The following is a 26,755-nucleotide window of genomic DNA, read 5'->3' as shown; positions in this document are numbered from 1 at the left end:
TCACCCGCCCGACCCGCCCGACCCGGCTGACCCGCCCGCCCGCGCCCACGACGACGCACGGTCCCGGCGCCCGTCTCGTCCCGTACGGACACGGTTTCTCCCGCTCTGCCCTGCCGCTCCACCCCTCGTCCAGCGGCGCCCTTGTGCCCGCCCGATACCCTGATCAGGTGCGCCGTCCTCCGCGGAGTGACGGGAGCGCATAGCCGACAGCCGTCGCATCCAAGGGAGAACCCTTCATGGCCTCGCCGAGCAGTACGCCCGATTCCGCCTTCCCGCGGGCAGCAGCCCTGCGCAAGGCGCTCACGGAACGCGTGATCGTCGCCGACGGCGCGATGGGCACCATGATTCAGGCGCAGGACCCGACACTCGACGACTTCGAGCAGCTCGAAGGCTGCAACGAGATCCTCAACGTCACGCGCCCGGACATCATCCGCTCCGTGCACACCGAGTACTTCGAAGCCGGTGTGGACTGCGTGGAGACCAACACCTTCGGCGCCAACCACGCCGCACTCGGCGAGTACGAGATCACCGACCGCATCTTCGAGCTGTCCGAGAAGGGCACCCGCATCGCCCGCGACGTCGCGGACGAGTTCGAGGCCGACGGCCGCCCCCGCTGGGTGCTGGGCTCCATGGGCCCCGGCACCAAGCTGCCCACCCTGGGCCACGCCCCGTACACGAGGCTGCGCGACGCCTACCAGGAGAACGCCGAGGGCATGATCGCCGGCGGCGCCGACGCCCTGCTGGTGGAGACCACCCAGGACCTGCTGCAGACGAAGGCCGCCGTGATCGGCGCCCGTCGCGCCATGGAATCCGTCGGCGCCCAGGACCTTCCGCTGATCTGCTCCGTGACCGTCGAGACCACCGGCACGATGCTGCTGGGCTCCGAGATCGGCGCCGCCCTGACGGCCCTGGAACCGCTGGGCATCGACATGATCGGCCTCAACTGCGCCACCGGACCGGCCGAGATGAGCGAGCACCTGCGCTACCTCGCGCAGCACGCCCGCGTGCCCATCTCGTGCATGCCCAACGCGGGCCTGCCCGTACTGGGCAAGGACGGCGCCCACTACCCGCTCACGCCCGACGAACTGTGCGACGCCCACGAGGGCTTCGTCCGCGACTACGGCCTCTCCCTCGTCGGCGGCTGCTGCGGCACCACCCCCGAGCATCTGCGCCGGCTCGTCGAGCGCGTCCACGGCAAGGAGCCGGCCGACCGCACGCCCGCCCCCGAGCCGGGCGCCGCCTCGCTCTACCAGATGGTGCCCTTCCGCCAGGACACCTCGTACCTGGCGATCGGCGAACGTACGAACGCCAACGGGTCGAAGAAGTTCCGCGAGGCCATGCTCGACGGCCGCTGGGACGACTGCGTCGAGATGGCCCGCGACCAGATCCGCGAGGGCGCGCACATGCTCGACCTGTGCGTCGACTACGTCGGCCGGGACGGCGTCGCCGACATGAACGAGCTGGCCGGCCGCTTCGCGACCTCCTCGACGCTGCCCCTCGTCCTGGACTCCACCGAAGTCCCCGTCATCCAGGCCGGGTTGGAGAAGCTCGGCGGACGCGCCGTCATCAACTCCGTCAACTACGAGGACGGCGACGGCCCCGAGTCCCGCTTCGCCCGCGTCGCGTCGCTGGCACGCGAGCACGGCGCCGCCCTGATGGCGCTGACCATCGACGAGGAGGGCCAGGCCCGTACGGCCGAGAACAAGGTCGCCATCGCCGAGCGCATCATCGAGGACCTGACGGTCAACTACGGCATCGACGAGTCGAGCATCCTCATCGACTGCCTGACGTTCACCATCTGCACGGGCCAGGAGGAGTCCCGCAAGGACGGCATCAACACCATCGAGGCCATCCGCGAGTTGAAGAGGCGCCACCCGGACGTGCAGACCACGCTCGGCCTCTCCAACATCTCCTTCGGCCTCAACCCGGCCGCGCGCATCGTCCTCAACTCCGTCTTCCTCGACGAGTGCGTCAAGGCGGGCCTGGACTCCGCGATCGTTCACGCCAGCAAGATCCTCCCGATCGCGCGCCTGGACGAGGAGCAGGTCACCACCGCCCTCGACCTGATCTACGACCGCCGCCGCGAGGGTTACGACCCCCTCCAGCACCTCCTGGAGCTCTTCGAGGGCGTCGACACCAAGGCGATGAAGGCCGGCAAGGCGGAGGAGCTGCTGGCGCTGCCGCTGGACGAGCGCCTTCAGCGCCGCGTCATCGACGGCGAACGCAAGGGCCTGGAGGCCGACTTGGACGAGGCGCTGCAGGAGCGCCCCGCCCTCGACATCGTCAACGAGACACTCCTGGCGGGCATGAAGGTCGTCGGCGAACTGTTCGGCGCGGGCAAGATGCAGCTTCCGTTCGTGCTCCAGTCCGCCGAGGTGATGAAGACCGCGGTCGCCCACCTCGAACCGCACATGGAGAAGTCCGACGACGACGGCAAGGGCACCATCGTCCTGGCCACGGTCCGCGGCGACGTCCACGACATCGGCAAGAACCTCGTCGACATCATCCTGTCCAACAACGGCTACAACGTGGTCAATCTGGGCATCAAGCAGCCCGTCGGCGCCATCCTCGACGCCGCCGAGGAGCACAAGGCCGACGTCATCGGGATGTCCGGACTGCTGGTGAAGTCCACGGTGATCATGAAGGAGAACCTGGAGGAGCTGAACCAGCGCCGCATGGCCGCGGACTTCCCGGTCATCCTCGGCGGCGCCGCCCTCACCCGCGCCTACGTCGAGCAGGACCTGCACGAGATCTACGAGGGCGAAGTCCGTTACGCGCGCGACGCGTTCGAGGGCCTGCGGCTCATGGACGCCCTCATCGGCGTCAAGCGCGGCGTCCCCGGCGTCGAACTGCCGCCGCTCAAGCAGCGCCGCGTGCCCAAGCGCCCCACGTCCGCGGCCGGGGAGGTCCCCGAGCAGGAGGTCAACGACGGCTCGGTGCGCTCCGACGTCGCCACGGACAACCCGGTGCCGGAGCCGCCGTTCTGGGGCAGCCGCGTCGTCAAGGGCATCGGCCTCAAGGACTACGCGTCCTGGATCGACGAGGGCGCCCTCTTCAAGGGCCAGTGGGGCCTGAAGGAGGCCCGCACGGGCGAGGGCCCCGGCTACGAGGAGCTGGTGGAGAGCGAGGGCCGCCCCCGGCTGCGCGGCTGGCTGGAGCGCCTGCACACGGAGAACATGCTGGAGGCGGCCGTCGTCTACGGCTACTACCCCTGTGTCTCCAAGGGCGACGACCTGATCCTGCTGGGCGAGGACGGCAGCGAGCTGACCCGCTTCACCTTCCCCCGGCAGCGGCGCGGACGGCGGCTGTGCCTCGCGGACTTCTTCCGTCCCGAGGACTCCGGTGAGAAGGACGTCGTGGGGCTCCAGGTCGTCACCGTCGGCTCCAAGATCGGCGAGGCCACCGCGGAGCTGTTCGCGAAGGACGCCTACCGCGACTATCTGGAGCTGCACGGTCTCTCCGTCCAGCTCGCCGAGGCCCTCGCCGAGTACTGGCACGCCCGGGTCCGCTCCGAGCTGGACATCTCCGCGGAGGACCCGGCGGCGATGGCCGACATGTTCGCGCTGAAGTACCGGGGCGCCCGCTTCTCCCTCGGCTACGGTGCCTGCCCCGATCTGGAGGACCGGGCGAAGATCGCGGAACTGCTGAAGCCGAAGCGCATCGGCGTGGAGCTGTCGGAGGAGTTCCAGCTCCATCCCGAGCAGTCCACCGACGCGATCGTCATCCACCATCCGGAGGCCAAGTACTTCAACGCCCGATAGCGCTCTGATCGAACCGTCGTAGAATGGTCGATCCGGTACAGGCCGGTCGTTCGCTCCCGCGGGGGCGGGCGGCCGGCCTTGTTGTCCCTCACGGAGGTGTACGCGGATGACCAGCTCCATCGCCGCGCCCGGCACGCTCACGGCCCAGGGGTCGTCGCTGCAGGCGGTGCTCCTCGACATGGACGGCACCCTGGTCGACACGGAAGGCTTCTGGTGGGACGCCGAGAGTGAGGCATTCGCGGAGCTCGGTCACGTACTGAAGGACGAATGGCGCGAAGTCGTCGTCGGCGGCCCGATGACGCGCAGCGCGGGCTTCCTCATCGAGGCGACGCGGGCCGACGTCACGGTCGAGGAGCTGACGGTGCTGCTGAACGAGAAGTTCATCGAGCGGCTGCGCCGCGGCGTGGCCCTCGTACCGGGCGCCCGGCGCCTGCTCGCGGAGCTGTCGCTGCACGGGGTGCCCACGGCGCTCGTCTCCGCCTCGCACCGCGCCGTCGTCGACGAGATGCTCGGCTCGCTGGGCCGTGAGCACTTCGACATCACCGTCGCCGGCGACGAGTTGACGCGTACGAAGCCGCACCCCGACCCCTATCTGACGGCGGCCGAGCGGCTGGGCGCCCACCCGGCGCGCTGCGCCGTCATCGAGGACACGGTGACGGGGGTGGCCTCGGGCGAGGCGGCGGGCTGCCGGGTGGTGGCGGTGCCGTCCGTCGCACCGATCGAGGCGGGTCCGGGCCGCACCGTCGTGCGGTCGCTCGAAGAAGTGGATCTCGCCTTCCTGCGTTCCACGGTCCTCGTGGCGCACGAGGGCGTCTCCTGACGCTCGGCGTCCCCTTCCGGGTCCCGGACACCCGGCTTCGCTCCGGGACGCTCAGGCGGCGGCCTGCGGCGTCGTGCCTCCTCAACTCGCCCTGGAAATACGGATGATCTGCGTCGGCGGTGTGACCGAATAGACCGTCGGGCCTCTTGACTGGGCGCGAAAGGCGCTGTGACATTCACCACGCACTACGTGTCGGTGCCGGTCCTCGGCCGCTGCGGTGCGAGCGGACCGAGCCGCCGTACCGGAAGATGCCGCCGGACCCGCGTTCCGCCCGCACTCGCGGGGGTCCGCCGTGCCGCGCGGTCATGTACGGCGAAACCGGAGGTGATCCTCATCGGGCTCCGAGTCCGTTGCCAGGACGGGGTGTTGGAGACAGGCCGAGCAGGCCGGACGGGCCTGCCGAGCGTGCTGCCGGCACCCCCGCCGCCCCTGCGTGCCGTGAGCGGCGCGTACGGACGGGAGGGCCGCGCCCGATGAAGTGCAGGACGCCCGCCCTGGCGGCGGCAGCCGGACTGCTCGCCTCCCTGCTGACCGGCTGCGGTCAGGTCACGGGGAGCGACGCACCGCCGGTCGTCGTCGGCACGACCGACGCCTTCGCCGTCACCAAGGCCACCCCGGCGCCCTTCGATCCGGCCGCCGCGTACGACGTGAGCTCCTGGAACGTGATGCGCAACGTCTACCAGACGCTGCTGCGCATGCCCCGTTCCGGCAACCGGCCCGTGCGGGACGCGGCGCAGAAGTGCGGCTTCGCCGACGCCCGGAACGAGCAGTACCGGTGCACGCTGCGCAAGGGCCTGACGTTCTCCAACGGGCACACGCTCGACGCCCACGACGTGGAGTTCTCGGTCCGGCGCATCCTGCGCATCCGCTTCGCCAACGGGCCGGCCTCGCTGCTGGCCGGCATAGCCAGGGTGAAGGCGACCAGCGACCACGAGGTCGTCTTCAATCTGCGCAAGCCCGACGCCACCTTCCCGTACAAGATCGCCACACCCGCGGCCTCCATCGTCGATCAGGAGAGCTATCCCCCCGACGGCTTCGCCAAGGGCTTCGAGACGGCCGGATCCGGGCCGTACACCCTCGAGTTCGACTCCAAGGCGAGCAAGACGGTCTTCAGCCGCAACGACGAGTACAAGGGCGGACTGCACGTCCACAGCGAGAAGGTCGAGCTGCGCTCCTTCAAGGACTCGGAGTCCATGGAGAAGGCACTGCGCGCCGGCGACATCGATCTGATGAACCGGACCATCTCGCCCAAGCAGGTCGAGCGGCTGGAGGCGGCGCCCGAGGACCGCATCGACCTCGTCCAGCAGCCGGGCCAGGAGATCCGCTACCTCGTCTTCAACACCGACGACGAGACCGTGGGCCGGCTGGCCGTGCGGCGGGCGATCGCCGAGCTGATCGACCGCGAGTCGCTCGTACGGGACGTCTACGCCCGCACCGCCGACCCGCTCTACTCGCTGGTGCCCTCGGGCGTACCGGGGCACCGCAACTCCTTCTTCAACAAGTACAGCGCGTCAGGGGAGTCGGAGGAGGAGTCCGGCGCGGACGCGGCGGCGAACACGCTGCGCAAGGCGGGGGTGAGCACACCCGTGAAGCTCGAACTCGCCTACACCAGCGACCACTACGGCAGCGTCACCAAGAAGGAGTTCGAGGCGCTGAAGAAGCAGCTCAACAACACCGGGCTCTTCGACGCCAAGGTGCGGGGGCTGCCGTGGGACAAATACCGCACGGACGCGCTGAAGGGGAAGTACCAGGTCTACGGCTACGGCTGGTTCCCCGACTTCCCGGACGCCGACAACTACATCGCGCCGTTCTTCGAGCGGAACAACTTCCTCAACAGCCCTTACACCAGTACCGAGATACGCGACGACGTCATCCCCAGGACGCGGCAGAAGACCGACCGCGTCCGCACCGAGGCGGGCTTCGAACGCGCGCAGGACATCGTCGCCGACGAGGTGCCGGTGCTGCCGCTGTGGCAGGGCAAGCAGTTCATCGCGGCACGGGACGACATCACGGGCGTCGAGTGGGCGCTCAACTCCTCGTCCGTGCTGCAGTTGTGGGAGCTGGGCCGCAACACGGACGAGTGACGCGGTAGTCGGGGCCGGGGGCGGGACGCCGTGATGTCGCGCCGCCCGGGCTCCGCCTGACCCAGGGCCGGGTCAGGATCCGGGCCGCACCAGCCCGCTCTCGTACGCGTAGACCGCGGCCTGCACACGGTCGCGCAGCCCCAGCTTGGTGAGCACGTGCCCCACGTGCGTCTTGACCGTGGTCTCGCTGACGAAGAGGTCGGCGGCGATCTCGGAGTTCGACAGGCCGCGCGCCACCAGCTTCAGCACCTCCACCTCACGCTCCGTCAACTGGTGCAGCGTGTCCGGCACGGGCTCCTCGCCCGAGGGGAGCTTCCCCGCGTACTTGTCGAGCAGCCGGCGCGTGATGCTCGGGGCCAGCATCGCCTCGCCCGCCGCGACCACGCGGATCGCCTGCACCAGCTCGGCCGCCGGGGCGTCCTTGAGGAGGAAGCCGCTGGCACCGGCGCGCAGCGCCTCCACCACGTACTCGTCGAGGTCGAAGGTCGTCAGTACGAGCACCTTCGCCGGGCCGTCCTTCGCGGGACCGGTGATACGGCGCGTGGCCTCCACGCCGTCCATGCGCGGCATGCGGATGTCCATGAGGACGACGTCCGGCTGCAACGCCCTTACCTGGTCCAGCGCCTGGAGTCCGTCACCGGCCTCGCCGACGACGGCGATGTCCTGCTCCGCCTCCAGGATCATCCGGAAGCCGGTGCGCAGCAGCGGCTGGTCGTCGACCAACAGGACGCGGATAGCCACGTGATCTCCTTCGGCGGGCGTCAGGCGAGAGGCCCCATTCTTGCCTAAGCGTCCGGTGCCGCGTCGTGTGCCCCTTCCCCTTTCCCGTCCCCTTCTCCGTCTCCGTCTCCGTCCGTGTGCGTACGGGGCTCGGGCAGCCGCGGCTGCACCGTCAGCGGATACGGCGGGGGAGAGCCGCCGAACTCCGGGCAGTGGGCCTGGTGGTCGCACCAGTCGCACAGCCGGCTCGGCGAGGGCCGCCAGTCACCCGTCTCGGTGGCCCTGGTGATCGCCTCCCACAGCGCGAGCAGCTTGCGCTCGACGCCGCGCAGATCCTCCTCGTCCGGGTCGTACGTCAGCACATCTCCGCTGCCCAGGAAGACCAGTTGGAGGCGGCGGGGCACGATCCCGCGCAGCCGCCAGACCACCAGCGCGTAGAACTTCATCTGGAAGAGCGGCCCGTCGGAGAACCGCGGCGGGGGCGCCTTGCCCGTCTTGTAGTCGACGATGCGCACCTCGCCCGTGGGCGCCACGTCGACGCGGTCGATGATGCCGCGCAGCCGCAGCCCCGAATCGAGCGTCGCCTCGACGAACAACTCCCGTTCCGCGGGCTCCAGCCGGGTCGGGTCCTCCAGCGAGAACCAGCGCTCGACGAGGGCCTCCGCCTGGGCGAGCCAGGCCGCGAGCCGTTCGCCGTCCGGGGCCTCCTGCCCCTCCTCCGCGAACAGCTCGCACAGCTCCGGACGCTTGGCGAGAAGCCGCTCCCACTCACGGGGTACCAGAGCGCGGGCACGTGGCAGACTGCGCTGCTCGGCGGGAGCGTCGAACAGCCGCTCCAGCACGGCGTGGACGACGGTGCCCCGCGTGGCGGCCGCCGATGGTTTCTCCGGCAGTTTGTCGATCACCCGGAAGCGGTAGAGCAGCGGGCACTGCATGAAATCGCTGGCACGGGACGGTGAAAGGGAGTTCGGCGGGGATGCGACGCGGGTGGTCATGACGTACGACCCTAGGGCCCCGCACCGACAACGGACGCATACCATCGAGGACGGCGCACCCGCCCTGTACACGCGACGAGGAAGCGGCAGCGCAGCGGAGTGCGGAGGAAGCAGCAGAGGGGAACCCGTGGCGGACACGGAAAACGGCGGCAGGCCGCACTCAGGCGGCCCCGGCGGCTCCGGCGAATCCGGAACGGCGGAGGGGGCATCGCCCCGTCCGGACCGTCCGGACGCCCCGGCGTACCCGGAAGCGCGGCCGGACCGGGCGCGGCCCGCGGACGCCGGTACGGGCGGCGGCGACCCGTCGGACGGTGCGTCAGAACCGTCCAACGACCCGTCGCCCGTGCCCGGTTCGGCCCCGGCGGGCGAGGACGGTACGGCCGCTGACGCACCGTCGGGCTCACGGCCGGGCGGTGCCGACGGGGGAGCGGACTCCGGTACGGGTACGCGTGCGGGCGCGGACGGCGCAGCCGGATCCGACTCCGACTCCGACTCCGGCTCAGGCCCCGACCCGGGCCCCAACTCCCGCTCCGGCTCAGGCCACTCGGGCCCCTCTGACGGATCTTCCGACTCCGCCGGCTCCGGCGGCCCCTCCGACTCCGGATCCGGTTCCGGTCCGGGCACCCCCTCGACCCCCGGCTCCGGCCCGCCCTCCGCGCCCGGCCCCGGCTCCGCCCCCGGTTCCGACCCCGACCCCGGACAGGGCCCCCTCGGCCCCGACAAGCCCCGCCGCGCCCGCCCCTTCGGCGGCGGCATCCTCATGGGCCGCCCCTTCGGCGTGCCCGTCTACGTCGCACCGAGCTGGTTCCTCGTCGCCGCCCTCATCACCTGGGTCTTCGGCGGCCAGCTCGATCGCGTCCTGCCCCATCTCGGCTCGCTGCGCTATCTGATCGCGCTCTTCTTCGCCGTCGCCTTCTACGCCTCCGTCCTCGTTCACGAACTCGCCCACACCGTCGCGGCGCTGCGCTTCCAGCTCCCCGTGCGCCGCATCCAGCTCCAGTTCTTCGGCGGCGTCTCCGAGATCGAGAAGGAGGCCGAGAGCCCCGGGCGCGAGTTCGTCCTCGCCGGCGTCGGGCCGCTGCTCTCCCTCGTCCTCGCCGGTGTCTTCTACGGTGGGATGCGGGTCGTGGAGCCGGGCACCGTGCCGGGCGTGCTGCTGGCGGGCCTGATGATCTCCAACCTCTTCGTGGCCGCGTTCAACCTGCTGCCCGGACTGCCCCTGGACGGCGGCCGGATGCTGCGCGCCCTCGTGTGGAAGCTGAGCGGCCGTCCGATGACGGGCACCGTCTTCGCCGCGTGGATCGGCCGCGCCCTGGCCATCGCCGTCCTCATCGGGCTGCCCCTCGCGACGCACGCCGGCGGCTTCACACAGGAGAGCTTCGGCGGCGTCAACTCCCTTATGGACGCGCTGCTCGCGGCGATCCTCGCCGCCATCATCTGGACGGGCGCGGGCAACAGCCTCCGCATGGCGCGGCTGCGCGAACACCTCCCGGAGCTGCGGGCCCGCACCCTCACCAGGCGCGCCGTCCCGGTGCCCACCGACACCCCGCTCTCGGAGGCGCTGCGCCGCGCCAACGAGGCAGGCGCCCGCGCCCTTGTGGTCGTCGACGGCAGCGGCGGCCCGGTCTCCCTCGTACGGGAGGCGGCCATCGCCGGAGTGCCCTCGCACCGCCGCCCCTGGGTCGAGGTCTCCACCCTCGCCCAGGACCTCAAGGAGGGCATGCGCGTCCCCGCCGAGTTGGCCGGCGAGGAGCTGCTGGAGCATCTGCGCGCCACCCCCGCCACCGAGTACCTGGTGGTCGAGCAGACCGGCGAGATCTACGGAGTGCTCTCCACCGGCGACGTCGAGCGTGCCTTCGTCGCCGCCATGGCCAAACCCTCCGCGCAGACCCGCTGACCAGACCCGTTAGTCTGTTGCGCATGTCCGAACCGACCGGTGCAGCCCGCCGTCGCGGGCCCTTCAAGGTCGGGGACCAGGTCCAGCTCACCGATCCCAAGGGACGCCACTACACGTTCACGCTCGAAGAGGGAAAGAGCTTCCACACGCACAAGGGAGCCTTCCCCCACGACGAGCTGATCGGTGCTCCCGAGGGCAGTGTCGTCCGTACGACCGGAAACGTCGCCTATCTCGCGCTGCGCCCCCTGCTCCCCGACTACGTCCTGTCCATGCCGCGCGGCGCCGCCGTCGTCTATCCCAAGGACGCGGGCCAAGTCCTGGCGATGGCCGACATCTTCCCGGGCGCGCGCGTCGTCGAGGCGGGCGTCGGCTCCGGCTCGCTCAGCGCCTTCCTGCTGCGCGCCATCGGCGACGGCGGCATGCTGCACAGCTACGAACGCCGCGAGGACTTCGCGCAGATCGCGCAGCAGAACGTCGAGCGGTACTTCGGCGAGCCGCACCCCGCGTGGACGCTCACCGTCGGCGACCTCCAGGACCAGCTCTCGGACAGCGACATCGACCGCGTCATCCTCGACATGCTCGCGCCGTGGGAGTGTCTGGAGGCCGTCTCCAAGGCGCTCGTGCCGGGCGGCATCCTGTGCAGCTACGTCGCCACCACGACCCAACTGGCCCGCATGGTCGAGTCGATCCGCGAGCACGGCACGTTCAACGAGCCGCAGGCGTGGGAGACGATGGTGCGCAACTGGCATGTGGAGGGCCTGGCCGTACGCCCCGACCACCGCATGATCGGGCACACCGGCTTCCTCCTCACCGCCCGCCGTCTCGCCGACGGCGTCGAGCCGCCGCTGCGCCGCCGCCGTCCCGCCAAGGGCGCGTACGGGGAGGACTACACGGGTCCCGGGAGCACCTCCGGCCGCTCCTGAGCGGCCCGTTGGGCCACCGCGTCCGCTGTCCCGTCGGCAACTTCGCCGTGTGCCCCGTGAGTTGACCCACCGGTGCGGCAGCGGGCCCGCGGTCCCGCCTACGTGGGTCATCTCACGGATCGTCAGCAGCCGTACGCGGAAGTGCCGTCCCGGCCGTTCCAGTGCGGTGTGACGTATGGCACGATGCTGGGCACCCCCAAGCCCCCCGAGCACACTTCTCACAGGAGTCACCCGGCGTGACGGAACTGGAACTGGAACTGCCGCACACCCGTACCCGCATGGTGCACTGGATGGGCACCGCCGTGGCGCTGGCCGCCGTCGTCGGACTTTCCTCCTTCGTCCAGCCCGCGGGCGCCACGGCCCAGCCCACCCTCACCGCGGCCGCGTCCGGCATGGCCCCCGCCCCGGACGCCAAGAAGGCCGACTACCCCGTGGATTGCGGCAGTCCGTCCGTCAAGGTCGACGTCGTCGCCAAGGGTTCCGCGGACTTCGACGGCGACGGACAGCAGGAGACCGTCGCCTCGGTCCGCTGCCACTCCGGTACGGGCACGCCCCCCAACGCCCTGTTCGTGCTCGGCGCCGCGCCCCGCCCCGACCAGAAGCCCCGCGTCGTCGCGACGATGCTGCGCATGAAGGAGCGGATGACGGTCGAGGATCTGAAGGTCGACGACCGTACGGTCTCGGCCAAGCTGCTCGGCTACTCCTCGCCGTCGGTGCCGAGCTGCTGCCCGGACCGGCAGCGGAAGGTGAAGTGGGAGTGGAAGGACGGCAAGTTCGCGCTTAAGGCGGCTCCGGTGCCGGGCGGCTCGGAGAGCATCTAGCAGCAACGCACCGTGTTTCGCGTCACTTTCCAGCCATGACGCCCGGCCGTCTCTGCCACACAGCGTGAGAGTCCGTGACGCTCCGCACTACTCGGCGTCGGGGCCGTAGACTTCAACACTGTCCGAAACACGGCGGACATGGATGCAGTCGCCGGGGCACTCCTTGGCGGAGTCGGCGACGTCGGTGAGAAGCGGAAGCGGTACGGGAGTCGTCGCCCCCTTGTCCTGAAGAAGCTCGTCGTCCGCGCTCTTCACATAGGCCAAGCCGTCGATGTCCAGCTCGAACACCTCGGGTGCGTACTGCGCGCAGATGCCGTCGCCGGTGCACAGATCCTGGTCGATCCAGACCTCGAGTGCGTCGTCCCCGGTGCTCATCCAGTCGCCTGCCGTTCCTGCGTTCGTGATGGAAAACTGCTGTCCATGAAGGGGTGTTGACCGTTCCGACCCTACAACCGGCCGCTTTCGGATGGTCATGGGTGGGTATTCCCCTGGCGTGAGGGAGTGCGCAAGGGTGAAGATCAGACACACCGCGACAGTCTTTCTGATCTAGGGTTTCAACCCGTACCCGCCCAGGTAGGGTCAGGAAGCGTCCAGCTCCCCCTGGAGGAGGTGAGGACCGTGGCAGCCCACGACGACGACAGCACCCGCGGCACCCGGTCCGGTCGGGGTTCGGAAGACCCGTCCGGCCAGGTCGCGTATCTCGAGCAGGAAATCGCCGTCCTGCGCCGCAAGCTCGCCGACTCTCCGCGGCACACTCGCGTTCTTGAGGAGCGGATCGTCGAGCTTCAGACGAATCTGGCAGGCGTCTCCGCGCAGAACGAGCGGCTCTCCAACACTCTCCGTGAGGCGCGCGATCAGATCGTGGCCCTCAAGGAAGAGGTGGACCGCCTCGCGCAGCCGCCGGCCGGATTCGGCGTCTTCCTGAAGGCGAGCGACGACGGCACCGCCGACATCTTCACCGGAGGACGCAAGCTCCGCGTGAACGTCAGCCCCAGCGTCGAACTCGAGGAGCTCCGGCGGGGCCAGGAGCTCATGCTCAACGAAGCGCTCAACGTCGTCGAGGCGATGGAGTTCGAAAACGCGGGCGACATCGTGATGCTCAAGGAGGTGCTGGAGGACGGCGAGCGCGCGCTGGTCGTCGGGCACACCGACGAGGAACGCGTCGTACGTCTCGCCGAGCCCCTGCTGGAGACGACGCTCCGCGCGGGCGACGCCCTTCTCCTGGAGCCGCGTTCCGGTTACGTCTTCGAAGTCGTGCCCAAGAGCGAGGTCGAGGAGCTTGTTCTCGAAGAGGTCCCCGACATCGACTACGCCAAGATCGGCGGTCTCCGCGGGCAGATCGAGCAGATCCGCGACGCGGTGGAGCTGCCGTATCTGCACCCGGACCTCTTCAAGGAGCACGAACTGCGCCCGCCCAAGGGCGTGCTGCTCTACGGCCCGCCCGGCTGCGGCAAGACGCTGATCGCCAAGGCGGTCGCCAACTCGCTGGCCAAGAAGGTCGCTGAGGTCACCGGCAAGCCCCAGGGGAAGAGTTACTTCCTCAACATCAAGGGCCCGGAACTGCTCAACAAGTACGTGGGCGAGACCGAACGGCACATCCGGCTGGTCTTCCAGCGAGCCAGAGAGAAGGCGAGCGAGGGCACCCCCGTCATCGTCTTCTTCGACGAGATGGACTCCCTGTTCCGTACGCGCGGTTCGGGCGTCAGCTCGGACGTGGAGAACACGATCGTCCCGCAGCTCCTCTCCGAGATCGACGGCGTGGAGGGCCTGGAGAACGTCATCGTCATCGGCGCCTCCAACCGCGAGGACATGATCGACCCCGCGATCCTGCGTCCCGGCCGTCTCGACGTGAAAATCAAGATCGAGCGCCCCGACGCCGAGGCCGCGAAGGACATCTTCTCGAAGTACCTCACCGCGAACCTCCCGCTGCACGCGGACGACGTCGCGGAGCACGGCGGCAACACCGACGCCGCCTGCGACGCGATGATCCAGTCCGTCGTGGAGCAGATGTACGCGGAGTCCGAGGAGAACCGCTTCCTCGAGGTCACCTACGCCAACGGCGACAAGGAAGTCCTCTACTTCAAGGACTTCAACTCCGGCGCCATGATCGAGAACATCGTGGGCCGCGCGAAGAAGATGGCCATCAAGGCCTACCTCGACCAGAACCAGAAGGGCCTGCGCGTCTCCCATCTGCTCGCCGCGTGCGTCGACGAGTTCAAGGAGAACGAGGACCTGCCGAACACCACCAACCCGGACGACTGGGCCCGCATCTCCGGCAAGAAGGGCGAGCGGATCGTCTACATCCGCACGCTGGTCACCGGAAAGCAGGGCGCGGACACGGGCCGTTCCATCGACACAGTGGCCAACACCGGTCAGTACCTGTAAGCAGACAGCGATCCGGCTGCGGACGCCCCTGGTGGACCCCCGCCGAAGGCAGGGGAGGGGGCCTCCGTGGCCGGATCCGTTTTGAGCAGTCCGAGGAAGTCCGCTGAGTGATCTCCCGACTTCAGCCCGTGCGTTCTAGGCTCGTGCGTAGTGCCGCTGTGCACAGTGCTGAGGGAAGGACCGCAGACGGGGCGGATGCGCAGCGGGACTTGAGCGGCGGCTCACAGGCGGGCCGCTGCCGGGCAAGGAGGGCCGCATGACCGTACGGCGAGTAATGGGCATCGAGACGGAGTACGGGATCTCCGTACCCGGCCATCCCAACGCCAATGCCATGCTCACCTCATCCCAGATCGTCAACGCCTACGCCGCGGCGATGCACCGGGCACGCCGTGCCCGCTGGGACTTCGAGGAGGAGAACCCGCTGCGGGACGCCCGCGGCTTCGACCTGGCCCGGGAGTCCGCCGACGCCAGCCAGCTCACCGACGAGGACATCGGTCTGGCCAACGTCATCCTCACCAACGGCGCCCGTCTCTACGTCGACCACGCCCACCCCGAGTACAGCGCCCCGGAGGTCACCAACCCTCTCGACGCCGTCCTGTGGGACAAGGCGGGGGAGCGGATCATGGCGGAGGCCGCGGAGCGTGCCGCCGAGGTCCCCGGCACGCAGGCGATCCACCTCTACAAGAACAACACCGATAACAAGGGCGCCTCGTACGGCACCCACGAGAACTACCTGATGAAGCGGGAGACGCCGTTCTCCGACATCGTCCGGCACCTGACGCCGTTCTTCGTCTCCCGCCAGGTGGTCTGCGGCGCCGGCCGCGTCGGCCTCGGCCAGGACGGCAGCGAGCACGGCTTCCAGCTCAGCCAGCGCGCCGACTACTTCGAGGTCGAGGTCGGCCTGGAGACGACCCTGAAGCGGCCGATCATCAACACCCGTGACGAGCCGCACGCGGACGCGGAGAAGTACCGCCGGCTCCATGTGATCATCGGCGACGCGAACCTGTCGGAGATCTCGACCTACCTCAAGCTCGGCACGACCTCGCTGGTGCTGTCGATGATCGAGGACGACTTCATCGCGGTCGACCTCGCCGTCGACCAGCCGGTCCGCACCCTCCACCACGTCTCGCACGACCCGACCCTGGGCAAGCTGATCACGCTGCGCAGCGGCCGTACGCTCACGGGCGTCCAGCTTCAGATGGAGTACTGCGAGCTGGCGCGCAAGTACGTCGAGGAGCGCTGGGGCGCCGACGCGGACGAGCAGACCAAGGACGTGCTCACACGCTGGGAAGACGTCCTGACCAGGCTCGAACAGGACCCGATGAGCCTCTCCGGGGAGCTGGACTGGGTCGCCAAGCGCGAGCTGATGGAGGGCTACCGCCGCCGTGACCGCCTCGGCTGGGACGCGGCACGGCTGCACCTGGTGGACCTGCAGTACGCGGACGTACGGGCCGACAAGGGCCTCTACAACCGCCTCGCGAACCGGGGCAACATCCAGCGTCTGCTGGAGGAGGACGACATCCAGCGGGCCGTCGGCAAACCGCCCGAGGACACCCGCGCCTACTTCCGCGGCCGGTGCCTCGAGCAGTACGCGGACGACGTCGCCGCCGCCTCGTGGGACTCGGTCATCTTCGACCTGCCCGGCCGTGACTCTCTGCAACGTGTGCCCACGCTGGAGCCGCTGCGCGGCACCCGGGACCACGTCAAGGAGCTGCTGGACCGGTGCCGTACCGCGGAGGACCTGGTGAGGGTGCTTTCCGGAGGCTGACGGACGGCTATTCGGTGCCGCATGCGGGAATCACCGGGGTGGTACTCCGACGTTGGAGAAGTGAAGGGCCGATGTCAGTCCCTGCTTGTAGGGTCTGATCTTGTACGTCACGCGTACACCGAACCGAGCGGGGTGAGGATATGGCGACCAAGGACACCGGCGGCGGGCAGCAGAAGGCCACCCGCCAGACCGAGGACACCGAGGAACAGACTGACGAGACGCAGGTCTCCGAGGACCTCAAGGAGCGCCAGGAAGCACTCTCGGACGATGTGGACTCCGTCCTGGACGAGATCGACGACGTCCTCGAGGAGAACGCCGAGGACTTCGTGCGGTCCTTCGTTCAGAAGGGCGGAGAGTAGTCGCGTGATTTCCCGTCCTGCGCCCCCCCGACAGTGGCGGGGGCGCAGGACGGATGACTTCCGGGCCGGTGGGTAAGGTCCGTGCAGTATTCCAAGATCTCTTCTGACCGACTTCCGAACCGTGGAAGGAAACGTGTGGAAGCCAACACTCGTGACACAGGGCGTCTGCCGGCTGCCTTCCTGACGCCCGGCTCGTCCTCGTTCATGGACTTCCTGTCCGAGCACGCTCCCGAGGTGCTGCCCGGCAGCCGGCCGCTGCCCGCGGTCGAGGGCGCCGTGCAGGCTCCGCACGGCACGACCATCGTCGCGGCGACGTACGAGGGCGGGGTCGTGCTCGCGGGCGACCGCCGGGCGACGATGGGGAACGTCATCGCGCAGCGGGACATCGAGAAGGTCTTCCCCGCCGACGAGTACTCGGCGGTCGGCATCGCCGGCACGGCGGGTCTCGCGGTGGAGATGGTGAAGCTCTTCCAGCTCGAACTGGAGCACTTCGAGAAGGTGGAGGGCTCCACGCTCTCGCTGGAGGGCAAGGCCAACCGCCTGTCCACCATGATCCGCAGCAATCTCGGCATGGCGCTCCAAGGTCTCGCCGTCGTCCCGGTGTTCGCGGGCTACGACGTGGACCGCGAGAAGGGCCGGATCTTCTCCTACGACGTGACGGGCGGCCGCTCCGAGGAGTTCGGCTTCACCGCCGTCGGCTCCGGCTCCGTCTTCGCGCGCGGCTCCCTGAAGAAGCTGCACCGCAGCGATCTGACGGAGGAGCAGGTCTGCACGGTGACGCTCCAGGCGCTGTATGACGCCGCGGACGACGATTCCGCGACGGGCGGCCCGGACATGACGCGCAAGATCTACCCCACGCTCACGGTCATCTCCGACGAGGGTTGCCGGAAGGTGCCCGAGGAGGAGGTGTCCGGGCTCGTCCGCACGATGCACGAGGGCCGGCTCGAGCAGCCCAACGGGCCGAAGGCCCCGCTCACCTGACGAAGGCCACGGGGCCTTCAGCGCCCTCTGACAGGAGAAGGAAGGGACGGATAGCCGGTGTCGACGCCGTTCTACGTCTCACCCCAGCAGGCCATGGCCGACCGCGCCGAGTACGCCCGCAAGGGCATCGCGCGCGGCCGCAGCGTGGTCGTGCTCCAGTACACCGACGGCATCGTGTTCGTCGCCGAGAACCCCTCGCGGTCGCTGCACAAGATCAGTGAGATCTACGACCGCATCGCCTTCGCGGCGGTGGGCAAGTACAACGAGTTCGAGAATCTGCGCATCGGCGGTGTCCGCTACGCGGATCTGCGCGGATTCACCTACGACCGCGCCGATGTGACGGCCCGTGGGCTGGCGAACGTCTACGCACAGACGCTCGGCACGATCTTCTCCAGCGCCGCGGAGAAGCCGTACGAGGTCGAGTTGATCGTGGCCGAGGTCGGGCCCGCTCCGGAGGACGACCAGATCTACCGGCTGCCGCACGACGGCTCGATCGTCGACGAGCACGGCTCGCTCGCGGTCGGCGGCAACTCCGACCAGATCAACAGCTATCTGGAACAGCGCCACCGCGACGACATGACGCTCGCCGAGGCCGTCAAGCTCGGCAAGGAGTCGCTGGCGCGCGACAACAACGGCGGCGAACGTGAGGTCACCGCCGACCAGTTGGAGGTCGCGCTCCTCGACCGCAGCCGCGTCCAGCAGCGCAAGTTCAAGCGGGTGCTGGGCAGTCAGCTCCGGCGCCTGCTGGGCGAGGACGAGAGCTCCGGCGGCTCGGGCTCGTCGGAGTCCGGAGACGACGGGGAGGAGTCCTCGGACGGCGACTCGGAGAAGTAAGGCGCCGCTCTCCGCTCTTCCGCCTGTCGTCTGCGGCCGCGTACCGCGTGTGTGCCCCGCAACCCCCTTGATACGTCAGGGGGTTGCGGGGCACGCGGCGCTCTACGGGCCGTTGTGAGCCCGGTACGCCGTCGGCGGGGGAGAGGGAGGTCCGCGGCGGTGCCGGCGTCCTGAGCGGCCCCGTGCGGGCGCTCAGCGCTCCTCGGGGGGCTGGGGCGGCTCGGCCGTGGAGTCACGCTGTACGAGCCGTACGGGCAGTACGGGCGTACCGGCCGTACGTCCCTCGAGCACGTCCAGCAGTGCGCGCATCCCGGCGGCGCCGACCTCCTCGGCGGGCAGCCGGACTGTCGTCAACTCCGGTTCCAGCGCGGTCGCGAGGCTCAGATCGTCGAATCCGGTCACGGAGACGTCCTCCGGTACGCGCAGCCCCAGCCGGCGGGCCGCCTTGCACGCGCCGGCGGCCAGCAGATCGTCGTCACAGATCACCGCGGTGGGCCGCGGCTCGGCGGAGAGGGCGCGGGTGGCCGCGCGCAGCCCCGCCTCGACGGTCAGGTCGCTGGACTCCGTACGCATGGCCGCCGCCGGCTCCCCGGCCACCGCCTCTTCCAGCGCCCGCGCCCGTACGCCGAACGTCCAGGTGTCCACGGCCGCGGCCAGATGCGCGAGACGGCGGTGGCCGAGGCCGAGGAGATGCCCGGCCACCTGGCGCATGCCGTCGGCGATGTCGAGATTGACGGTGGCGGCGGCCCGGCCGCCCGCCGGATCGGTGTCCAGCATCACCAGGGGCAGCCCGCCCTCGCCCAGCGCGGCCAGTGCCTCCGGCGCCATCGAGGAGGCGATCACGCCGTCCAGTGCCGCGCGTGCCGAGCCGAAGGGGTCGACGGCGGGCCCGGTGCCCTCCGGCGACGGATACAGCACGACGCCGAAGTCGTGCTCGGCGGCGACGCGTGAGGCACCGGCGTGCACCCGCGCGAAGTAGTCGTGGGTGAGGGCGGGGACGACCAGAAGTGCCGTACGGGTACGTCCCAGACGCAGGCTGCGCGCGGCCAGGTTGGGGCGGTAGCCGAGGGTGCGGGCGGCCGACCGTACGGTCTCGGCCGTACGCGCGGAGACCCGCCCCTGCCACTTGCCGCCCAGCACGAGGGAGACGGTGGCCTGCGAGACGTTCGCGTGCCGGGCGACGTCGCGGCTGGTGGGGCGGGGGCGCTCGGACGGGGCCGTCGCGTCCGGCTCGTCCGCCGTGCCGGGCCGCCGGGTGCTCGCCATGCGTGCCGCTCCTTCGCCGGTCTGCCGGGGCTTCGCCGCCGGTGGTCGGCGGGTCCGTAAGTCCCTTGGTCTGTGCGCCCGTCGGTCTCTGGTCCCGGTTTATCGGGTGGACCCCGGAGTCAGCGACATGGTACGTATGACGCCGCAAGTTATACGTAAAACGTTCCCTCGCCGCCCTCCGTACGAGGCGCCCGGCGAGGCACCGAGCGAGGGAAGGAGCCGAGAGCCGTGGCGACTGGTTACACGGAACTGCTGCGCGCCCGCCACGCGGTACGGCTGCTCGCCGGCACGCTGACCGGCAGGCTGCCCAACGCGACCGGTCCGCTGGCGATCGTGCTCTTCACCCGCGCCGAAGGCGGCAGTTACACGCTCGCCGGTGTCCTCTCCGCCGTGTACGGACTGGCGACCGCCGTCGGCCAGCCGATGCTCGGGCGCCTGGTCGACCTGCACGGGCAGCCGCGCGTGATGCTTCCCGCGGCGCTGCTCTCGGCACTGGGCATGCTGCTGCTGGCGGGCGCCGGCACCGACCCGGTCTGGCTCGCCGCGGCCGGAGTGCTCGTGGCGGGCCTGTGCACGCCGCCGCTGGAGGGCGGACTGCGGGCGCTGTGGCCGAGCGTGCTCAAGAGCCCGGACCGGGTGCACCAGGCGTACGCGCTCGACGCGGTCGCCCAGGAGGTGATGTTCGCGGTCGGGCCGCTGCTGGTGACGGTGTTCGTGGCGTTCTGGAACGAGGCCGCGGCGCTGCTCGTCATCAACGTGCTCGGGGTGCTCGGCGCGCTCTCGGTCGTCGTCTCGCCGCCGTCCCGTGCCTGGCGTTCCGCGCCCCGTGAACCGCACTGGCTGGGCGCGCTGCGCTCGGCGGGGCTGCTGGCGCTGCTCGGCACGTTCTTCTTCGTCGGACTGGCGCTGGGTGCGGTCTCCGTCGCCGCCGTCAGCTACGCGGACGACCACGGCGACGCCCTCGTCTCCACGTATCTGCTCTCCGCGCTGGGCTTCGGCGCGCTCGCCGGCGGGCTGGTGTACGGGGCGCGGCAGTGGGCCGGGGCTCCGGAACGGCGGCTGATGTGGCTGGTTCTGGCCCTCGCCGCCGGTTACACGCCCCTGGTGCTCGTACCGGGAGTGGTGGCGATGACCGCGCTCGCCGGGCTCGCCGGTGTCTTCCTGGCGCCCGCGCTCGCCTGTGTGTTCGTGGTCGTGGACCGGCACGCGCCCTCGGGGACGGTCACCGAGGCGTTCTCCTGGCTGGTGACGACGTTCGGGGTCGGGGCGGCGGCCGGTACGGCGGTCGTCGGACCCGTGATCGAGACGGGCGGTACCGCCGCCGGGTTCGCGGTCGTGGGCGGCGGCGGTCTGACGGCGTTCCTCGTACTGCTGCTCACGCGCGGGGCGCTCGCTCCCTCCGCCGCGCCCCCTCGTGAGCCGGTGGCGGGGGACCGTGCGCCGGACGCCCGTGAGGGTGCCGCCGCAGGTCCCGGAGCAGCGCCTGCTCCCGCGTCGGCGCCGGTCACCGAGGCGGAAAATGATCGCAACGGTGCCCCCCAACCCGGTTTCAGAACAGGCCGTCAGGCGTAATGTTCAGTCATGGACCGCCGAATCTTCGGGCTTGAGAACGAGTACGGCGTCACGTGTACGTTCCGGGGCCAGCGCCGTCTGTCCCCCGACGAAGTGGCGCGGTATCTCTTCCGCCGTGTCGTGTCATGGGGCCGCAGCAGCAACGTCTTCCTGCGCAACGGGGCCCGCCTCTATCTGGACGTCGGCTCCCACCCCGAGTACGCGACCCCCGAGTGCGACAACGTCACCGAGCTGGTCACCCACGACAAGTCGGGCGAGCGCATCCTCGAGGGGCTGCTCGTCGACGCCGAACGGCGCCTGCACGAGGAAGGAATCGCGGGCGACGTCTTCCTGTTCAAGAACAACACCGACTCGGCGGGCAACTCCTACGGCTGCCACGAGAACTACCTGGTGGCCCGCCACGGGGAGTTCTCCCGGCTCGCGGACGTGCTGATCCCGTTCCTCGTCACACGCCAACTCGTGTGCGGCGCGGGCAAGGTGCTGCAGACGCCGCGGGGCGCCGTCTACTGCGTGAGCCAGCGCGCCGAGCACATCTGGGAGGGCGTCAGCTCCGCGACCACGCGCTCCCGTCCGATCATCAACACCCGCGACGAGCCGCACGCGGACGCCGAGCGCTACCGCAGGCTGCATGTGATCGTGGGCGACTCCAACATGTCCGAGACGACCATGCTGCTCAAGGTCGGCGCCACCGACCTCGTGCTCCGCATGATCGAGGCGGGCACCGTGATGCGCGACCTGACCCTGGAGAACCCGATCCGGGCCATCCGCGAGGTCAGCCACGACATCACCGGGCAGCGCAAGGTGCGCCTGGCCAGCGGCCGCGAGGCCTCCGCGCTGGAGGTGCAGCAGGAGTACTACGAGAAGGCGCTGGACTTCTGCGAGCGGCGCGGCATCCGCACCGGCCGCGTGGAGCGCGTACTGGAGCTGTGGGGACGGGCCCTGGACGCCATCCGCACCCAGGAACTCGACAAGATCAACACGGAGATCGACTGGGTCATGAAGTACCAGTTGATCGAGCGCTACCGCGCGAAGAACAACATCACGATGTCGCATCCCCGCATCGCGCAGATAGACCTCGCGTACCACGACATCCACCGTCGCCGCGGTCTCTACTACCTGCTGGAGCGCAACGGCCAGGCCGCCCGTATCTGCAACGACTTGAAGATCTTCGAGGGCAAGTCGGTGCCGCCGCAGACCACTCGGGCGCGGCTGCGGGGCGACTTCATCAGGCGTGCGCAGGAGCAGCGCCGCGACTTCACCGTCGACTGGGTCCATCTGAAGCTCAACGACCAGGCACAGCGCACCGTGTTGTGCAAAGACCCGTTCCGGTCGGTGGACGAGCGCGTGGAGAAGCTCATCGCCGGGATGTGAGACGTGTCGACCGGGGTCGGGATGTCCGGACGGGGCCGTAGGGTTGCCCCCGACCGTCCGGACATCCCTACACCGCGAGTTGGACACAATGCTGCAGACCCCCCGGGGAACGACCCCCCGCCCCAGGAAGCTCTTCGCGCGCCGCCTCGTCGCCGCCCTCGCCGTGCCCGCGCTGGCCTTCTCCGTCGCCGCGTGCGGCGGTGACGACGACAACGGGCAGCCGCCGCAGGTGACGGGCTCGGCGGACAAGAAGCCCAAGGTCGCCAAGGGGAAGGGCAAGCCGCCGAAGGACCTGAAGGTCAAGGTCCTCAAGGAGGGCAAGGGTCAGAAGGTCAAGAAGGGCGACTCGCTGAACGCGAATTACCACGGCCAGCTCTGGAACGGCAAGGAATTCGACAGCAGTTGGAAGCGCGGCCAGCCCGCCACCTTCCAGATCGGCACCGGCAAGGTCATCAAGGGCTGGGACGAGGCCCTGGTGGGCAAGAAGCTCGGCAGCCGCGTCGAGCTGGTGGTCCCCCCGGCGAAGGGTTACGGCAAGCAGGGCCAGCCGCCGACCATTCCGAAGAACTCCACGCTGGTCTTCGTCGTCGACCTGAAGAAGATCATGCCGAGCAAGATCGACGGCGAGCCCGCCAAGCTCGACCACAACCCCGACCTGCCCAAGGTCAGCACCAAGGTCGAGAAGGACAAGGCGCCCGACATCACCATGCCCAAGGGCAAGGACGAGGCCCCGGACAAGCTGCTCGACGAGACGATCATCAAGGGTGACGGCAAGGAGGTCACCGAGAAGAGCACGATCCTCACCCAGTTCTCGGCGAAGCTGTGGAAGGGCGGCAAGCAGCTCGACGACACCTGGGCGCAGGGCGGCCCGCAGGAGATCCCCGTCTCCAAGATCCCCGGCTGGGCCGAGGCGCTGAAGGGCAAGAAGGCCGGCAGCCGCGTGGTGATCTCCGTGCCGAAGGACGAGTTCCCCAAGCAGCAGCGCAAGCAGTTCTCCTCCGGCGTGGTCTTCTCGGTGGACGTGCTGAACGTCAACTGACCCCGCAGGGCGTGACAGACTGATGCGGTTGTCCGAATGATTCGTTGCTAGGAGCCATTTCGTGAGCATCGACAAGCCCGAGGTCGACTTTCCCGAGGGCGCGCCGCCTGCCGATCTGGAGATCGTTGATCTCTGGGAGGGCGACGGGCCCGAGGCCAAGGCCGGCGACAACGTCTCCGTCCACTACGTGGGCGTCTCCTTCTCCAGCGGCGAGGAGTTCGACGCCAGTTGGAACCGCGGCAAGCCGCTGCAGTTCCAGCTCGGCGCCGGCCAGGTCATCCCCGGCTGGGACCGGGGTGTGCAGGGCATGAAGGTCGGCGGGCGCCGCCGGCTGACGATCCCCGCCCACCTCGCGTACGGGGAGCAGGGAGCGGGCGGCGGCCGTATCAAGCCGAACGAGACGCTGATCTTCGTCTGCGACCTCGTCTCCGTCTGACTGACCGCACCGCGGCTTGTCCGAGGGTCCCGCCGCCGGGCGGGGCCCTCGGCTGCGCTTTGGCGGGGAACGCGCCGAGCGGTACGGTCAATTGCCTGGAACTGCCGAGAAGAGCACAGAGCAGTACGAGACGTACGGGAGCACGAGGGAGCCCATGGCGATTCCCAAGGCCGAGCGGCTGATGAATCTGGCGCTGTGCCTGCTCGGGACCCGGCGCCCGTTGACGAAGCGCGAGCTGCGTAGCTCGATCGAGGCATATCTCGAGGCCGGCAGCGACGAGTCGTTCAACAGGATGTTCGAGCGCGACAAGGACGATCTGCGCGAACTCGGCCTGGTCATCGACACGGTGGAGAGCCTGGAGGGCGAGATCGGCTACCGCGCCCAGCGCGACAGCAACCGCCTCCCGCCCATCGCGCTCGACGCCGAGGAGGCCACCGCCCTCGGCCTTGCCGCGCGCGTCTGGCAGCAGGCCCGCCTCGCCGGAGCCGCGAGCGGAGCCCTCCAGAAGCTGCATGCGGCCGGCGGCATGCCGCAGCACGACGACGCCGCGCAGGGCACCGCGCCGACGGTGCCGCACAGCACGCTGGAGCCTCATATCCCGGCCCGCGAGGCCGCGTTCGAGCCGCTGATGCTCGCGTGCCGCGACCGCCGTCCCGTCGTCTTCGACTACCGCAAGTCCAACGCCGCCCGACCCGAGCGCCGCCAGGTCGAGCCCTGGACGCTGGAGTGCTGGCGCGGCCACTGGTATCTCGCGGGCTTCGACCGCGAGCGCCAGGCCGAGCGCGTCTTCCGGCTCTCCCGCATCACAGGTCCCGTGCGTTCCCGTTCGGGCGCCTTCACCGCCGCGGTCCCCGATCAGGTGACCGTACGGGAGACCGTCGAGCGCTGGGCCGGGGAGAGCGCCTCGCGCAGCGCCCGCATCCGGCTGCGCTCCGGCGCGGGCTACCCGCTGCGGGCACGCGCCACCGAGGTACGGGAACTGCCCGGCGGCTGGGAGGAGTTGGAGATCCCGTACGGGCACGGCCTGGACGCCTGGCTCGTGGAGTTCGGGCCCGACGTGATCGTGCTGGAGCCGGCGGAGCTGCGGGCGGAAGTGGTCGACAGGCTCCGCGCCGTCGCCAAGGGCTGAGGGGGAGTACGGACCGTGGCACCGAACGCCATCGACCAGACCCGGCGGATGCTGTCGCTGGTCACCTATCTCCGTGACCGTCCGGGCGCCCGCGTCGACGACGTGGCCCGCGCCTTCGGCATCACCTCCGACGAGCTGATCTCCGACCTCGACGTGCTGCCGATGTGCGGCACCAGCTTCCGCGGCGGCGACCTGCTGGAGATCGACACCGACGGCGAGCGCATCTGGTGGCGGAACGCCGACGCGCTCGGCAGCGATACCGCACAGCCGCTCCGGCTGGCCTCCGACGAGGCGACGGCCCTGCTCGTCGCCGCCCGCGCCGTCGCCACCCTGCCGGGACTGCGCGAGAGCGACCGCGACGCGCTGCGCCGGGCCACCGCCAAGCTGGAGGAGGCGGCGGGGGAGAGCGCGGGCGCCAGTTCGCGGCTGTCGGTCACCTTCGAGTCCGAGGGCGGCGTCTTCGCGGACGTGGACCGCGCCATCGCCGAGCGCCGCAAGCTGTGGCTGCGCTACTACTCGCCGGCCCGCGACGAACTCACCGAGCGCGAGGTCGACCCGATCCGCCTCTTCGCCGTCGGGCACACCTACCTGGAGGCGTGGTGCCGCCTCTCCGAGGCCCGGCGCACCTTCCGGCTGGACCGGGTCGCGGAGATCCGGCTGCTGGCGGAGGCCGCCGATCCGCCGCCGGTCGAGCTGCGCGACCTGAGCGAGGGCCTGGTGCAGCCCTCCGCCGAGGACCCGGAGGTGGTCGTCGAGGTCGGCCCCGGCGGCCGCTGGGTCGCGGAGTACTACCCGTACGACAGCGCCGAGGAGCTGCCCGACGGCGGTCTGCGCGTCACGCTGCGCACCCCCGACCCGGCCTCGCTGCGGCGGCTCGCACTGCGACTGGGCCGCGACGGCAGGATCGTGGCACCGGTCGAACTGGCCGACAGCGCACGGGAGGCGGCGCGCACGGCGCTCGCGGCGTACGGGGAGTGAGCCCTCTGCGGGGAGCGTGCACCCGGCGGGAAGTACGCGAAGTACGCGCGGGCCGGGCGGAATCGCGGCCCCCTTCTTCCCACTAGGCTCGGCCCATGCTCTGGCCGATGTTCTTTCTCGCACTCGCCTTCTGCGGAATCGCCGTGCTCGGTGTGCTGGCCGTACGGGTCGGGCTGGAGGTGCGCCGGTTCACCCGGGCCGTCGGCGACGGTTCGGAGCGCATCACCCGCGCCGTGGAGGATCTGGAGCGTGCCGCGGTGCCGCTGGCCTCCCGCGCGGGCACGGCACGGGAAACGCAGGGCACCGTACGAGCCGATGTGACGGGCGACGTACGAGGTGACGTACGGCGTGACGGACGGGTGTGACGAACGAGGCGGCGGAGGACCGCGCCTGCGTGAGGCAGTCCACAGGGGCCTGCCTGGCCCGTACCTTTGAGCGGTAAGCTGCACCGAGCGCGGCGTCACCGCGGCCTGTGACCGCAACCTCGGGTCCGTGCGGGCATTGCCCGCGGTTCACGGGCCAGGGTTACGATCGCTGGAGCACTCGCTTGACGCAGCCCGTCTGATTCATACGGCAGGCATGGACACACGCCGGCCCCGGCGAGAAGGTAGTGGCA

Annotated in this window: 22 protein-coding genes; 18 read left to right on the top strand and 4 right to left on the bottom strand. The window is 70.1% G+C overall.

The window, feature by feature from the left end:
- Positions 1-236: 236 nt before the first annotated feature.
- The 3 genes from metH to AN218_RS28990 all read left to right on the top strand — a co-directional run bounded on the left by metH (position 237) and on the right by AN218_RS28990 (position 6,665).
- Complete coding sequence (gene metH, locus AN218_RS29000) at positions 237-3,761, top strand: methionine synthase (RefSeq protein WP_070020070.1); 3,525 nt, start codon at positions 237-239, stop codon at positions 3,759-3,761.
- A gap of 106 nt (positions 3,762-3,867) precedes the next feature.
- Positions 3,868-4,581, top strand: coding sequence for an HAD family hydrolase (locus tag AN218_RS28995; protein ID WP_070020069.1), 714 nt, complete (start codon positions 3,868-3,870; stop codon positions 4,579-4,581).
- Between the two features lie 473 nt (positions 4,582-5,054).
- Positions 5,055-6,665, top strand: a complete 1,611-nt coding sequence (locus AN218_RS28990; protein WP_070020068.1) for an ABC transporter substrate-binding protein — start codon at positions 5,055-5,057, stop codon at positions 6,663-6,665.
- Between the two features lie 72 nt (positions 6,666-6,737).
- Here AN218_RS28990 and AN218_RS28985 read toward each other — a convergent pair whose 3' ends face one another.
- Positions 6,738-7,406, bottom strand: coding sequence for a response regulator (locus tag AN218_RS28985; RefSeq protein ID WP_070020067.1), 669 nt, complete (start codon positions 7,404-7,406; stop codon positions 6,738-6,740).
- A gap of 44 nt (positions 7,407-7,450) precedes the next feature.
- Positions 7,451-8,380 (bottom strand): RecB family exonuclease, encoded by a 930-nt coding sequence (locus AN218_RS28980; protein ID WP_070020066.1) that lies wholly within the window; start codon positions 8,378-8,380, stop codon positions 7,451-7,453.
- Positions 8,381-8,507: 127 nt separating this feature from the next.
- Between AN218_RS28980 and AN218_RS28975 the strand changes: the two genes are divergently transcribed.
- The 3 genes from AN218_RS28975 to AN218_RS28965 all read left to right on the top strand — a co-directional run bounded on the left by AN218_RS28975 (position 8,508) and on the right by AN218_RS28965 (position 12,021).
- Complete coding sequence (locus AN218_RS28975) at positions 8,508-10,277, top strand: site-2 protease family protein (RefSeq protein WP_070020065.1); 1,770 nt, start codon at positions 8,508-8,510, stop codon at positions 10,275-10,277.
- A 23-nt stretch (positions 10,278-10,300) separates the two neighbouring features.
- On the top strand, positions 10,301-11,200 hold the full coding sequence (locus AN218_RS28970; protein ID WP_070020064.1) for a tRNA (adenine-N1)-methyltransferase: 900 nt from the start codon (positions 10,301-10,303) through the stop codon (positions 11,198-11,200).
- A gap of 236 nt (positions 11,201-11,436) precedes the next feature.
- Positions 11,437-12,021 carry a hypothetical protein gene (locus AN218_RS28965; protein ID WP_244900803.1) on the top strand — a complete coding sequence of 195 codons (585 nt, stop codon included), beginning with the start codon at positions 11,437-11,439 and terminating at the stop codon, positions 12,019-12,021.
- A gap of 87 nt (positions 12,022-12,108) precedes the next feature.
- Here AN218_RS28965 and AN218_RS28960 read toward each other — a convergent pair whose 3' ends face one another.
- Positions 12,109-12,396: a ferredoxin gene (locus AN218_RS28960; RefSeq protein WP_070020063.1), complete on the bottom strand. Its 288-nt coding sequence runs from the start codon at positions 12,394-12,396 to the stop codon at positions 12,109-12,111.
- 243 nt (positions 12,397-12,639) lie between these two features.
- Between AN218_RS28960 and arc the strand changes: the two genes are divergently transcribed.
- The 5 genes from arc (at position 12,640) to prcA (ending at position 18,348) form a co-directional block, all read left to right on the top strand.
- The gene (arc, locus tag AN218_RS28955; protein WP_070020062.1) at positions 12,640-14,406 is read left to right on the top strand and encodes a proteasome ATPase; all 1,767 of its coding nucleotides are present in this window, start codon (positions 12,640-12,642) and stop codon (positions 14,404-14,406) included.
- A gap of 256 nt (positions 14,407-14,662) precedes the next feature.
- Positions 14,663-16,174 (top strand): depupylase/deamidase Dop, encoded by a 1,512-nt coding sequence (dop, locus tag AN218_RS28950; protein WP_070020061.1) that lies wholly within the window; start codon positions 14,663-14,665, stop codon positions 16,172-16,174.
- Between the two features lie 140 nt (positions 16,175-16,314).
- Entirely contained in the window at positions 16,315-16,533 is a 219-nt protein-coding gene (locus AN218_RS28945) for a ubiquitin-like protein Pup (protein ID WP_070020060.1), read from the top strand.
- A gap of 135 nt (positions 16,534-16,668) precedes the next feature.
- Positions 16,669-17,514, top strand: coding sequence for a proteasome subunit beta (prcB, locus tag AN218_RS28940; RefSeq protein WP_070020059.1), 846 nt, complete (start codon positions 16,669-16,671; stop codon positions 17,512-17,514).
- 57 nt (positions 17,515-17,571) lie between these two features.
- Positions 17,572-18,348, top strand: a complete 777-nt coding sequence (prcA, locus tag AN218_RS28935; RefSeq protein ID WP_070020058.1) for a proteasome subunit alpha — start codon at positions 17,572-17,574, stop codon at positions 18,346-18,348.
- Positions 18,349-18,540: 192 nt separating this feature from the next.
- Here the strand turns inward: prcA and AN218_RS28930 are convergent, their stop codons facing one another.
- Positions 18,541-19,614: a LacI family DNA-binding transcriptional regulator gene (locus AN218_RS28930; RefSeq protein WP_070020057.1), complete on the bottom strand. Its 1,074-nt coding sequence runs from the start codon at positions 19,612-19,614 to the stop codon at positions 18,541-18,543.
- 228 nt (positions 19,615-19,842) lie between these two features.
- Between AN218_RS28930 and AN218_RS28925 the strand changes: the two genes are divergently transcribed.
- From AN218_RS28925 to AN218_RS28895, 7 genes are all read left to right on the top strand, one after another.
- Entirely contained in the window at positions 19,843-21,186 is a 1,344-nt protein-coding gene (locus tag AN218_RS28925; protein WP_070020056.1) for an MFS transporter, read from the top strand.
- A 9-nt stretch (positions 21,187-21,195) separates the two neighbouring features.
- Entirely contained in the window at positions 21,196-22,557 is a 1,362-nt protein-coding gene (gene pafA / locus AN218_RS28920; RefSeq protein ID WP_070020055.1) for a Pup--protein ligase, read from the top strand.
- Positions 22,558-22,645: 88 nt separating this feature from the next.
- Complete coding sequence (locus tag AN218_RS28915; protein WP_070020054.1) at positions 22,646-23,596, top strand: FKBP-type peptidyl-prolyl cis-trans isomerase; 951 nt, start codon at positions 22,646-22,648, stop codon at positions 23,594-23,596.
- 61 nt (positions 23,597-23,657) lie between these two features.
- Entirely contained in the window at positions 23,658-24,032 is a 375-nt protein-coding gene (locus AN218_RS28910; protein ID WP_055488325.1) for an FKBP-type peptidyl-prolyl cis-trans isomerase, read from the top strand.
- A gap of 154 nt (positions 24,033-24,186) precedes the next feature.
- Entirely contained in the window at positions 24,187-25,161 is a 975-nt protein-coding gene (locus AN218_RS28905) for a helix-turn-helix transcriptional regulator (RefSeq protein WP_070020053.1), read from the top strand.
- Between the two features lie 15 nt (positions 25,162-25,176).
- Positions 25,177-26,139, top strand: a complete 963-nt coding sequence (locus AN218_RS28900; RefSeq protein ID WP_070020052.1) for a helix-turn-helix transcriptional regulator — start codon at positions 25,177-25,179, stop codon at positions 26,137-26,139.
- Between the two features lie 95 nt (positions 26,140-26,234).
- Positions 26,235-26,504 carry a hypothetical protein gene (locus AN218_RS28895; RefSeq protein ID WP_070020051.1) on the top strand — a complete coding sequence of 90 codons (270 nt, stop codon included), beginning with the start codon at positions 26,235-26,237 and terminating at the stop codon, positions 26,502-26,504.
- Positions 26,505-26,755 lie beyond the last annotated feature (251 nt).

Source organism: Streptomyces nanshensis (assembly GCF_001751255.1).
Classification (GTDB): Bacteria; Actinomycetota; Actinomycetes; order Streptomycetales; family Streptomycetaceae; genus Streptomyces; species Streptomyces nanshensis_A.
Note: the sequence above shows the minus strand (reverse complement) of the source record. Positions and strands in the feature narration are given on the sequence as shown.